This window comes from Brooklawnia sp., assembly GCF_049651565.1.
Taxonomy (GTDB): Bacteria; Actinomycetota; Actinomycetes; order Propionibacteriales; family Propionibacteriaceae; genus Brooklawnia.
On sequence record NZ_JBASCI010000083.1, the window covers coordinates 1 to 12210 of the forward strand.

Consider the following 12210-nt stretch of genomic DNA (forward strand, 5'->3'; position numbering starts at 1 on the left):
CCGCTACCCCGGAGAACCAGTGCTGGGAGTGCAGCACGTCGACCCCTGTGCCGTGGGTCTGCCACCAGTGCGCCAACGCTTGCCGGAACGGTTCGATCAGCGATTCCTGCTTGCTCTTGGCAACCGACTCGGCGGGGCCGGCGGTCAGGTTGAACAGCCGGACGCCGGGCGCCACCTCGACCACCTCGGGCAGCTCGGGGGCGTCCCGGCGGGTGAGCAGCTCGACCCGGTGCCCGCGCGCGCCCAACGCCCGGGCCGCGTTGACCTCGAAGACGTTCATGCCCCCGGCGTCCGCCGAACCCGGGGACGCCACCGGTGAGGTGTGCATGGAGACCATCACCACCTGCAGCGGCGGCCCGTCCGACGGAGTGGGTTGGACTGGCATCATCGGGTCGTCCGGCGCCGTGCTGGTCATCTGCCAACTCAATCACGACCGGCGACGCCGGGTAGCCATATGCCCCCCCGCACGGGGGCGGTTCGGGGCACGAATCCGCAGGTGTTGCCCCGGCAGCCAATGCCCCATCCGCACGGGGCGGTTCGGCCGGTTCTCTGGTAATCGTCGGCGCGATTCGGCACGATGGACCTCTGCTCATGGTCGAGCACGCACCCCAAGATGTCAGGGAAGACACAAATGGCTATCGGCTCCGAACTGAAGTCAGATCTCTCGAACTGGAATCCGAACAACCCGGAGACCTGGGATTCGAGGCGGGCGTGGCTCACGCTGTGGGTGACCACGTACTCGATGATCCTTGCCTTCTGCACCTGGTACATCGTCTCGACCGTCGCCCCGCACCTGAACAAGGTGGGTTTCGACCTCACCCGCGAGCAGCTCTACTGGCTCACCTCAATGCCGGGCCTGGCTGCCGGGGTGTTCCGGCTGATCTGGATGTTCCTGCCGCCGATCCTCGGCACCCGCAAGCTGATCACCATCTCCTCGCTGCTGTTGCTGATCCCGATGTTGGGCTGGACGTTCGCGGTGCGCGACTCGTCGACCCCGTACTCGGTGCTGCTGCTGCTGTCGCTGGCCTGCGGCATCGGCGGCGGTATCTTCTCCGGCTACATGCCGTCCACCGGCTACTTCTTCCCCATGGCCAAGCAGGGCACCGCGCTCGGCACCCAGGCCGGCATCGGCAACTTCGGCATGTCGATCATCCAGATCCTCGGCCCCTGGGTGATGGGCTTCGGCCTGTTCGGCACTGCGGCGCTGACCCCGCAGATGACCGTCGAGGGGCCGATCTTCCTGCACAACATCGGTCTGGTACTGGTGCCCTGGGTGGTGCTGGCGGCGATCCTCGCCTGGCTGTTGCTGCGCGATGTGCCGATCAAGGCGAACTTCCGCCAGCAGATCGACATCTTCGGCAACCGGAACACCTGGTTCCTGATGCTGATCTACACCATGACGTTCGGGGCGTTCTCCGGGTTCGCCGCCCAGTTCGCCCTGCTGATCAACAACACCTACGGCATCACCTCGCCGTTCGCCAACGAACCCAACGTGGTGCGCGGGGCCACCTACGCCTTCCTGCCACCGCTGATCGCCTCGGCGGTGCGGGTGATCTGGGGGCCGTTGTGCGACCGGTTCGGCGGCGCGATCTGGACCTTCGTCTCCGGGATCGGGATGACCATCTCGATCTTCGTCGCGGCGGTCTTCCTGAACCCTGACCAGATGACCGACTACAAGGGCTTCCTGGCCGCCATGTTCACGCTGTTCTTCTTCGCCGGCATCGGCAACGCCGGCACCTTCAAGCAGATGCCGATGATCATGCCGCCCAGGCAGGCCGGCGGGGTCATCGGCTTCACCGCGGCCATCGCAGCCTTCGGACCATTCTTCGTCGGCGTCGCGCTGGCCAACCTCGACAACCGGGCCTTCTTCATCGGCTGCGGCATCTACTTCGCGTTCTGCACCATCCTCACCTGGATCATGTACGCCCGGCCCAACGCACCGCACCCGGGCTGACCGGTCGGCGCACAGATAGGAGCACATATGTCCACCACCGACGCAAACGCCCTGCTGGGACTGGGCACCTTCCTGCGCAGGGGGAAGGCGTCCGAGGACAACCGGCAGCTGTTCCTGACCGGCGGCCGCGAGGGCGACGTCTTCTACCGCGACCGCTGGTCGCACGACAAGGTCGTCCGGTCGACCCACGGGGTGAACTGCACCGGGTCGTGTTCGTGGAAGGTGTACGTCAAGGACGGCATCATCACCTGGGAGGCCCAGCAGACCGACTACCCCGACACCGGCCCCGACCTGCCCGACTACGAGCCGCGCGGCTGCCCGCGCGGCGCGGCGTTCAGCTGGTACACCTACTCCCCGACCAGGATCCGCTACCCGTACGCCCGCTCGGTGCTGATGCGGCTGTGGCGCGAGGCGCTGGCGACGCACCCCGACCCGGTAGACGCCTGGGCGTCCATCGTCGAGGACCCGGACAAGGCGAAGGCCTACAAGTCGCAACGCGGCAAGGGCGGGCTGGTGCGGATCAGCTGGGACGACGCCTACCGGATCGCCGCCGCAGCGCACGTGTACACCATCAAGCGGTACGGCCCCGACCGGCTGGCCGGGTTCACCGTCATCCCGGCGATGAGCCAGGTCTCCTACGGCGCCGGCACCCGGTTCTACTCGCTGCTGGGCGGCACGATCCTGTCGTTCTACGACTGGTACGCCGACCTGCCGATGGCCTCGCCGCAGGTCTTCGGCGACCAGACCGACGTGCCCGAGTCCGGGGACTGGTACAACTCCAGTTACCTGATGATGTGGGGCTCCAACGTCCCGGTCACCAGGACGCCAGACGCCCACTTCATGGCTGAGGTGCGCTACCGCGGCAGCAAGGTGGTTGCGGTGTCGCCCGACTTCGCCGACAACACCAAGTTCGCCGACGAGTGGCTGGCGATCCATCCCGGCACCGACGGGGCACTCGGGATGGCGATGGGACACGTCATCCTGCGCGACTTCCACGTCGCCCAGCGCACCCCGTACTTCCTCGACTACATGACCCGGTACACCGACGCCCCGTACCTGGTCGAGCTGACCGAGACCACCGCGCCGGATGGCCGCAAGGGGCTGGTGCCGGGCAAGTTCCTGACCGCCGCCGACTTCGAAGAGTTCGCCGGCCAGGAGAACGCCGCCTTCCGCACCGTGATGATGGACAGCAAGGGCAAGCCCCGGGTGCCCAACGGGTCGCTGGGTCACCGCTTCGGCGACGAGGGCATGGGCAAGTGGAACCTGCAGCTCGACGGCATCGACCCGGTGCTGACCATGGCCGAGGTCGACCACCTGCCGACCGAGGTGCTGCTGCCGCGGTTCGACCAGGTCCCCGACCCGGCCAACGAGGACGCCGCGCACGTCGGCGCGGCCGGCATCCTGCGGCGCGGGGTGCCCGCGCACCCGCTGGGTGGCCGGCTGGTCACCACAGTGTTCGACCTGATGCTGGCCCAGTACGGGGTGCAGCGGGACGGGCTGCCGGGTGAGTGGCCGCTCGGCGAGGAGGACGCCGAGTCGGTCGGCACACCGGCCTGGGCCGAGTCGCAGACCGGTGTCCCGGCCGCGCAGATCACCCGGATCGCCCGGGAGTTCGCCCAGAACGCCGCCGACTCCGGCGGCCGGTCGATGATCATCATGGGTGCCGGCACCAACCACTACTTCCACTCCGACACCATCTACCGCACGATGATCGCGCTGGTGATGATGTGCGGCTGCCAGGGCCGCAACGGCGGCGGCTGGGCGCACTACGTCGGGCAGGAGAAGGTGCGGCCGATCACCGGCTGGCAGCAGTACGCCTTCGCGCTCGACTGGCAGCGGCCCACCCGGCACATGACCACGGCGTCCTACTGGTACCTGGCCACCGACCAGTGGCGCTACGACGGGATGCCCGCCGATGTGCTGCTGTCGCCGTTGGCCGGCGACAAGTTGCGCAACCGGACCACCGCCGACACGCTGATGGAGGCGAACAAGCGCGGCTGGATGCCGTCCTACCCGACGTTCGACCGCAGCTCGTTGCAGATCTGCGACGACGCCAAGGCTGCCGGCGTCCCGGTGGCCGAGTACGTGGTGCAGCAACTGAAGTCCGGCCAGCTGCGGTTCGCCTGCGAGGATCCGGACAACCCGGAGAACTTCCCGCGGGTGATCGCCAACTGGCGGACCAACGTGCTGGGTTCGTCGGCCAAGGGCGCGGAGTACTTCCACAAGCACCTGCTGGGGTCGGCCGACGCGGTGCGGGGCGCGGAGTCACCGCCCGAGCGGCGTCCGAAGTCGATGGTCTGGCGCGACGAGGCCGCCCGCGGCAAGGTCGACCTGTTCATGACCATGGACTTCCGGATGACCTCGACCACGCTGCACTCCGACCTGCTGCTGCCCGCAGCAACATGGTACGAGAAGCACGACATCTCGTCCACCGACATGCACCCGTTCCTGCACTCGTTCAACCCGGCGATCGCGCCGCCCTGGGAGACCCGCACCGACTTCGAGGTCTTCCGCACCCTGGCCGGCCTGGTCGCGCAGTACGCCCGCACCCACCTGGGCACCCGCACCGACCTGCTCGCCGCGCCGCTGAACCACGACACCCCGGACGCGATGGGCATGCCGCACGGCTCGGTGCTTCCGCTGGAGGAGACCCCGATGGTGCCGGGGGTCACGATGCCGAAGCTGATCCCGATCGAGCGCGACTACACGCTGGTCAGGGAGAAGTTCGACACCATCGGTCCGCTGCCGGAGAAGCTGGGCACCCCGATCAAGGGCCTGCTGCTGCGCCCCGACGTCGAGGTTGCCGAGCTGGGTGCCCGTCACGGGGTGGCCCGCAGCGGCGCCTGCGCGGGGCGTCCGCTGATCGACACCGACGTGAAGGCCGCCGAGATGATCCTGCGGATGTCGGGCACCTCGAACGGCCGGCTGGCCACCCAGGGCTTCGAGACCCTGGAGAAGCGCACCGGCACCCGGCTGGCCGACCTGGCCGCCGAGAGCGAGGGCCGGCGGATCACCTTCGCCGACACCGAGCGCCAACCGCAGCCGGTGATCACCTCACCGGAGTGGTCGGGCTCGGAGACCGGTGGCCGCCGCTACTCGGCGTTCGTGGTGAACGTCGAGCGGGAGAAGCCCTGGCACACCCTCACCGGGCGGATGCACTTCTACCTCGACCACGACTGGATGTCCGACCTGGGCGAGAACCTGCCGACCTACAAGCCGCCGCTCGACATGCACCGACTGTTCGGGGACGCGAGGATCGGCGCCACCACCACCGGCCACGAATCGGCCGCGGTGGAGGTCGGGGTGCGGTACCTGACACCGCACAACAAGTGGTCGATCCACTCGGAGTACAACGACAACCTCTACATGCTGTCGCTGAGCCGCGGCGGCCCCGCCATCTGGATGTCACCGGCCGACGCCGACAAGATCGGTGTCAAGGACAACGACTGGGTCGAGTCGTACAACCGCAACGGCGTGGTGGTCGCGCGGGCGGTGGTGTCGCACCGGATGCCGGAGGGCACCGTCTTCCTGCACCACGCCACCGAGCGCACCGTCGACGTGCCCCGCAGCGAGGTGTCGGGCAAGCGCGGCGGCATCCACAACTCGCTGACCCGGGTGCTGATGAAACCAACCCACCTGATCGGCGGTTATGCCCAACACGCCTACGCCTTCAACTACGTGGGTCCCACTGGTAACCAACGTGACGAGGTGACGGTGATCCGTCGCCGCAGCCAGGAGGTGCAGTACTGATGCGGATCATGGCGCAGACAGCGATGGTGATGAACCTTGACAAGTGCCTTGGCTGCCACACCTGTTCGGTGACCTGCAAGCAGGCGTGGACCAACCGTGCCGGGCTGGAGTATGTCTGGTTCAACAACGTCGAGACCCGCCCGGGGATCGGCTACCCCAAGCACTACGAGGACCAGGAACGCTGGAAGGGTGGCTGGGTACGGCGTCCCAATGGGACGCTGCAGCTGAAGGCGGGCGGCCGGTGGCGCAAGCTGCTGACCATCTTCTCCAACCCCAACATGCCGACCATCACCGACTACTACGAGCCGTGGACCTACGAGTACGACATGCTGCTCAACGCGCCGGCGAACTCGCCGCACGTGCCGGTGGCGCGTCCCAAGTCGTTGATCACCGGCGAGGACATCAAGATCACCTGGTCGTCCAACTGGGACGACGCCCTGGGCGGCTCGCAGGAGATCGCGATCGCCGACCCGATGCTGAAGAAGATGAACGAGCAGGTGCAACTGGTCTACGAGAAGACCTTCATGTTCTACCTGCCGCGGATCTGCGAGCACTGCCTGAACCCGTCGTGCGTGGCGTCCTGTCCGGCGGGGGCGATGTACAAGCGGGTCGAGGACGGCATCGTGCTGGTCGACCAGGACCAGTGCCGTGGCTGGCGGATGTGTGTGTCGGGTTGCCCGTACAAGAAGATGTACTTCAACCACGCCACCGGCAAGGCCGAGAAGTGCACGCTGTGCTACCCGCGGCTGGAGGAGGGACTGCCCACGGTGTGCTCGGAGACCTGCGTGGGCCGGTTGCGCTACATCGGCGTCGTCCTCTACGACGCCGACAAGGTGTCGGCTGCGGCCGCCACCGAGAACGAGCACGACCTGTACGCTGCCCAGCGCGACTGCTTCCTCGACCCGTTCGATCCGCAGGTGCAGGCCGCCGCCCAGCGGGCCGGCATCCCGAACGACTGGATCGTGGCGGCCCAGGCGTCCCCGATCTGGTCGCTGATCAGCCACTACGAGGTCGCGTTGCCGCTGCACCCGGAGTACCGGACGCTGCCGATGGTCTGGTACATCCCGCCGCTGTCGCCGATCGTCGACCAGGTGGCCCGCACCGGCAATGACGCCGAGGACGCCAAGGTGCTGTTCACCGCGTTGTCGACGATGCGGATCCCGCTGCAGTACATGGCCGAACTGTTCACCGCCGGCGACCCGCGGCCGGTCGAGAAGGCCCTGCGCCGGCTGGTGGCGATGCGCAGCTACATGCGCGACATCAATCTGGGCGATGAGCCCGACGAGCAGATCGCCGAGGCGGTCGGGATGACCGGCCAGCAGGTGCAGGACATGTACCGCCTGCTAGCCATCGCCGACTACGGCGAACGCTACGTGATCCCGCAGACCCACAGCGAGATCGCCCGCCGCATCGAGGCGTTCGATCCGATGGGTTGCCCGCTGGATGGTCCGGGCGGGGTGGGGATGGCCGGGCCAGGGCTGGCCAGCTCGGGCCGGAACCTTCCCATCGAACAGATCAGGGGGTCAGCCGGATGAGCATCCCACTGTTCGGCCGGGGTGGCTTCCGCGGCCGCACCGAGCTGGCGCCGCTGGTGCCGGTGCCGCACACCGACCGCCAGCGGGCGCTCACTCACATGGCGGCGTCCATTCTGCTGGAGTACCCGACCGCCGGGAACCTTGCCAAGTACCCGGTGGTGGCTGGCGCGCTGGACGATCTGCCGCGCCAGATCGCGACCCGGTTGCGCGGTTTCCTCGACCATGCCGAGCAGGCCGGGCCGGACGCGCTGGCGCAGCAGTACGTCACCACGTTCGATCTGAAGCGCAAGTGCACCTTGTACCTGTCGTACTTCCTGACCGGTGACACCCGCAAGCGCGGCATGGCGCTGGTCAGCTTCCTGGCGGCCTACAAGGCCTGCGGCTACGAGCTGGACGCCAACGAGTTGCCCGACTACCTGCCGGTGCTGCTGGAGTTCTCGGCCGTCGGGGACGCGAAGGTGGCCGGCGTGCTGCTGTCGGCGCACCGGGAGGGTCTGGAGGTGTTGCGCGAGGCGTTGACGTCCATCGAAAGCCCGTGGGCCGAGGTGGTCGCGGCGGTGATCTGTACGCTGCCGCGCGTCAATGCGACGACCCGCAAGCGGGTCCTGGATCTGATCGCCGGTGGCCCGCCGATGGAGATGGTCGGTCTGGACGCCATGGGCCCGCTGGAGCCGCAGGCAGTGGCCGCGGCCGCTGTTGGGAAGGACGAACGATGATCGCACTGCAGACTTTCCTGTGGGTGATCCTGCCCTACATCTGCCTGACGATGCTCATCGTCGGCACCGTCTGGCGCTGGCGGGTCGACAAGTTCGGCTGGACGACCCGCTCGTCGGAACTGCACGAGAACAGGATGCTGCGGATCGGCTCGCCGCTGTTCCACTTCGGCATCCTGGCGGTCGGGGTCGGGCATGTAATGGGGCTGCTGATCCCGAAGTCGTGGACCGAGGCGGTAGGGCTCGGGCAGACCATCTACCACCTGATCGCCACGGTCGGCGGGATGCTGGCCGGCACTGCTGCAACCATCGGCTTGATCCTGCTGATCTACCGGCGCCGCACCGTGGGTGGGGTCTTCCAGGCCACCACCCGCAACGACAAGTTCATGTACGTGCTACTGGCGCTGCCGATCGTGCTCGGCATGATCGCGGTGATCCTGCACCAGGTGCTGGGCGGCGAACACGGCTACGACTACCGCGAGACCATCTCGCCGTGGCTGCGTGGCCTGCTCACGTTCCGGCCCGACACCTCTCTGATGGCCGGCGTGCCGATCTGGTTCCAGCTGCACGTGATCGCGGCGTTCCTGCTGTTCGCGGTGTGGCCGTACACCAGGCTGATCCACTTCTTCTCGGCGCCGGTGGCATACCCGACCCGGCCGTACATCGTCTACCGGTCGCGCGAGGAAGGCGCCCCGGTTCGGCGTCCCAACCGTGGCTGGGAGCCGCTGGTCGGCCCGGTGTCGCTGGAGCCGATCACCCGTGAGGAGTTCGGCATGACGCAGGACGCCGAGGCGAACAAGTAGCGGACAGGCAAGTAGCCAGAGGCGTTCCGGTGCGGCCCAGGACTTGGGCCGCGCCGGTGCGCCGTCCTGACCCGGCTCGGGCATGATCGCCGCTTGGGACGGGAAAGTGCACGCGTTGAGCCTCGAGGGCGGCCATGAACCCCGCCTGGGACGGGAAAGTGCACGCGATCGTCGCCGCGTCAAGGCGATGGCGATCGGGGCGGTGGGATCCAGGGGCGGACAGGGCGAGCCCCGCCCGGCCCCGGCGCCCGACCGCTCAGGCCTGGATCAGTGGCCTCCGAGGAGCCTTGAGCTTCAATCCCATCGGCTCGTCGGTGAAGATCCGGGCGTCCATCAGCTTCAGGTCGTCGGCAACCGCCAGCGGGATGCCGGCCTTGTCGAGGACGTCGCGCTGCAGGTCGACCCCCGGCGCGATCTCGACCACGGTCGGGCCGTCGTCCCTGAGCTCGAGGACGCACCGCTCGGTCACGTACAGCACCTTCTGGCCGCGCTCGTTGCCGACGCGTCCCGACCAGGTGATCTGGGCGATCTCGGGCACGAACTTCGAGATCTTGCCGTCCTGCACGATCTCCAACCGCCCGTCACCCAGCTTCAGCTCCTTGCGCCCGGCGGTGAACTGCCCCGAGAAGACCAGGTGCCGGGCGTGCGCGGTGATGTCGGCGAATCCTCCGACACCGGCGGTGACGTGGGTGGCCGACGGCATCAGCGAGACATTGACGTCGCCGTCACCGTTGACCTCCATGAAGCTGAGCAGCGCGATGTCGATGCCGCCGCCCTGCAGCAGGGTGAACTGGTCGGACGAGCGCACGATCGCGTCGGGGTTGTAGGCGGCGCCGAACGGCTTGCCGGTGACCGGGAAGCCACCTACCGGGCCCTGCTCGATCACCCAGGTGACCTCGCCGTGCAGCCCCTCCTCGAGCATGATCCGCGGCACGTTGGCCGAGACCCCGAAACCGAGGTTGGCGGTGTCGTGCTGCGCCAGTTCCATGGCCGCGCGACGGGCGATCACCTTCTGCACCCCGAACTCCACCATGTCGATCTCGTCCAGCGACTTGAGCTCGGCGCCGGCGATGGCCGGGTCGTAGACGATGCCCGCGACCTGCCGCTGCTCGGGGTCGACCACGACGGCGTCCACCAGGATGCCGGGGATCTCGACCTCGCGGGCGGGGTGCTTGGTCTGGCTGAGCCGGCGCACCTGCGCGATCACGATGCCGCCGTTGTTGTGCGCGGCATAGGCGATGTCGAGTGCCCCCAGGGCGGTGGCCTCGTCCTCGTAGGTCAGGTTGCCGTACGGGTCGGCGGTGCTGGCGCGGATGATCGCCACGTCGACGTCGATGGCCGGCAGGAAGAGCCACTCCTGACCGTCGACCTCCATCAGCCGCACCAGTTCGGGGCTGACGTCGTTCATTCGGCCGCCCTCCACCCGAGGGTCGAGGTAGGTGCCGATGCCGACGTCGCTGAGCACGCCCGGCTGTTTGGCCGCCGCCGCCCGGTGCATCTGGTACATCAGCCCGGACGGGATCATGTACGCCTCGATCTGGTTGTCCTCCAGCATCTGGCGCACCGGCGGCTTGGGCATGGCCGACGGTCCGGCCGGGTAGGAGCCGCCGATGATCCGCTTGAGCAGACCCGGCTTGGCCAGGTGGTTGGAGCCCTCCAGCCCGTCTGACATGTCGCCGGAGTTGATGCAGTGCAGCGAGGTGATCTGCTTCGGATGGCCGGTGGCCTGGTAGTGCTCGCCGATTGCGGCCAACACCTTCTCGGGCAGGCCGATTGCTGACGAGGACGATACCGATACGGTGGCCCCGTCGGGAATCAGGGCGGCGGCCTGTTCGGCGGTGAGGACGGGCGGTTGACGCATGGTGACTCCTTGATCGGTGGTCCGGTTGATCGAGTGGTCCAGCTCTACCCGCGGAACCGTCTGCGGTGCGGGCAGCTCGCGTCACAGACTAGCTGAAAGCGCTTTCCAATGCCTCGTCGCGGCAACCGATTGCCGTCAGCGATGAGCCCGGACGCCACCCGAGCCGCGCGGGCGCGGGGCCGTGGGTCAGCACGCCGGGCCAGGATTGAGCCGTGGGTCAGGACGCCGGGTTAGGACTGAGCCGTGGGTCGGGAGGCCGGGCGAGCACGGAGCCGGTGGGGGAGGACGCCGCACCAGCCCCAGACCGCCATCGCGTGCACTCTCCCGCCCCAAGCGGCGATCATGCCCGCCCCCGAGGCCCAACGCGTGCACTTTCCCGTCCCTGGGGCAGGTTCATGCCCGCCCCCGCCCCCGAGTCGCCCGGATTGCGGACACTTTCCCGTCCATGGGCTGGATCATGCACGCCCCTGACCCGGAACCGCCCCCGATCGCGGGCACTTTCCGTACTTGGAGCAGGTCACTGCCCGCCCCCGCCCCCGATCCCGTACATTTCTCCTCCCTCCTGGGCCATCAGTCCCGGACGCCGCGCATCCGCTGCCCAACAGACGCCCACGGGGATGCGTCGCACGGAATTGTCAGCGCGGTGGCCTAGTCTTTGGGCGATGTCGCCCGCAGACGCGCGACAAGTGAGGAGCAGATCACGATGGAAACCGCCCCGATCACCGCATGGACCCTCCAGGCCCAGATCCCGATGCCGCCCGACGTGGGCGAGCTGATGGTGCCGGGCGAGCGGCCGGTCGCCGCCTTCAGCACCTTCCGTGACAGCGCGATCTTCACCAACAAGCGGCTGATCATCCGGGATGCCCAGGGCATCTCCGGCAAGAAGGTCGAGGTCTACTCCCTGCCGTACTCGGCGATCAACATGTGGTCGTCGGAGAACGCGGGAACGCTGGACTGGAACGCCGAGATGGAATTGTGGACCCGGGCCGGTCATATCAAGGTGCGGCTGGGACGCCAGGTCGACGTCCGGCGCCTCGACATGCTCATCGCCCACGCCGTCCTCGGAACCCTGTGAACCAGCCCGGGCAGGTGCCCGGCGTGGTGCTGCGCACCCAGCACCTGTTCGACGGCGTCGCCGACCGCGGGCCAGGCATCGTCGAGGTCGCGGATGGGGTGATCATCCGGCTTCGGCCCGACGAATCGGGCGCGCCTGACGACGTGGACGCGGGCACCCCGGGGTCCGCAGAGGTGATCGACCTCGGCGCCCAGGTACTCAGCCCAGGGCTGGTGGACGTGCACTGCCACGGCGGCGGCGGCGCGTCCTTCGGCACCGACCCCCGGACGGCTCTCAACCTGCACCGGGCCCACGGCACCACCTCGACAGTGGCGTCCCTGGTCAGCCAATCCTTGCCGGAACTGGAGCGGCAGGTCCGCGCGCTCGTCCCGCTCGTCCGGGCTGATGAGCTGGCGGGCATCCACCTCGAAGGACCATGGCTGGCACCGGGCCGCAAGGGCGCCCACCCCGCCGAGATGCTGCGTCCGCCCACCCGGGTCGACGTGGCGAGGCTGCTGGACGCCGGCCAGGGCTCGGTGC

The 12210-nt window shown here is 68.2% G+C and carries 8 protein-coding genes and 1 pseudogene; 7 read left to right on the top strand and 2 right to left on the bottom strand.

Annotated elements, in window-relative coordinates; all coding sequences use genetic code 11:
- A partial coding sequence (locus WBL05_RS03970) for a glycosyltransferase (RefSeq protein ID WP_424223891.1) occupies positions 1-415 on the bottom strand: 415 nt, incomplete at its 3' end.
- Positions 416-631: 216 nt separating this feature from the next.
- Here WBL05_RS03970 and WBL05_RS03975 point away from each other — a divergent pair.
- Genes WBL05_RS03975 through narI form a run of 5 tightly spaced genes read left to right on the top strand, consistent with a single transcriptional unit; the run spans position 632 to position 8755 of the window.
- On the top strand, positions 632-1954 hold the full coding sequence (locus WBL05_RS03975) for an MFS transporter (protein WP_424223892.1): 1323 nt from the start codon (positions 632-634) through the stop codon (positions 1952-1954).
- 15 nt (positions 1955-1969) lie between these two features.
- Entirely contained in the window at positions 1970-5704 is a 3735-nt protein-coding gene (locus tag WBL05_RS03980) for a nitrate reductase subunit alpha (protein WP_424223904.1), read from the top strand.
- The gene (gene narH / locus WBL05_RS03985; protein WP_424223894.1) at positions 5704-7239 is read left to right on the top strand and encodes a nitrate reductase subunit beta; all 1536 of its coding nucleotides are present in this window, start codon (positions 5704-5706) and stop codon (positions 7237-7239) included. The genes WBL05_RS03980 and narH overlap by 1 nt, the downstream gene beginning before the upstream one ends.
- Positions 7236-7955 carry a nitrate reductase molybdenum cofactor assembly chaperone gene (narJ, locus tag WBL05_RS03990; RefSeq protein WP_424223896.1) on the top strand — a complete coding sequence of 240 codons (720 nt, stop codon included), beginning with the start codon at positions 7236-7238 and terminating at the stop codon, positions 7953-7955. The genes narH and narJ overlap by 4 nt, the downstream gene beginning before the upstream one ends.
- On the top strand, positions 7952-8755 hold the full coding sequence (gene narI, locus WBL05_RS03995; RefSeq protein WP_424223898.1) for a respiratory nitrate reductase subunit gamma: 804 nt from the start codon (positions 7952-7954) through the stop codon (positions 8753-8755). Before narJ ends, narI begins: the two co-directional genes overlap by 4 nt.
- 256 nt (positions 8756-9011) lie before the next feature.
- Here narI and WBL05_RS04000 read toward each other — a convergent pair whose 3' ends face one another.
- Positions 9012-10616 carry an acyl CoA:acetate/3-ketoacid CoA transferase gene (locus tag WBL05_RS04000; protein ID WP_424223900.1) on the bottom strand — a complete coding sequence of 535 codons (1605 nt, stop codon included), beginning with the start codon at positions 10614-10616 and terminating at the stop codon, positions 9012-9014.
- A 703-nt stretch (positions 10617-11319) separates the two neighbouring features.
- On the opposite strand from WBL05_RS04000, the gene WBL05_RS04005 reads away from it, so the two are divergent.
- Both WBL05_RS04005 and WBL05_RS04010 read left to right on the top strand, forming a co-directional pair.
- A complete protein-coding gene (locus tag WBL05_RS04005; RefSeq protein WP_424223902.1) occupies positions 11320-11691 on the top strand; it encodes a PH domain-containing protein in 372 nt (123 codons plus the stop codon).
- Positions 11688-12210, top strand: a pseudogene (locus tag WBL05_RS04010) (hypothetical protein); the annotation flags it as partial. The gene WBL05_RS04005 and the pseudogene WBL05_RS04010, both read left to right, overlap by 4 nt.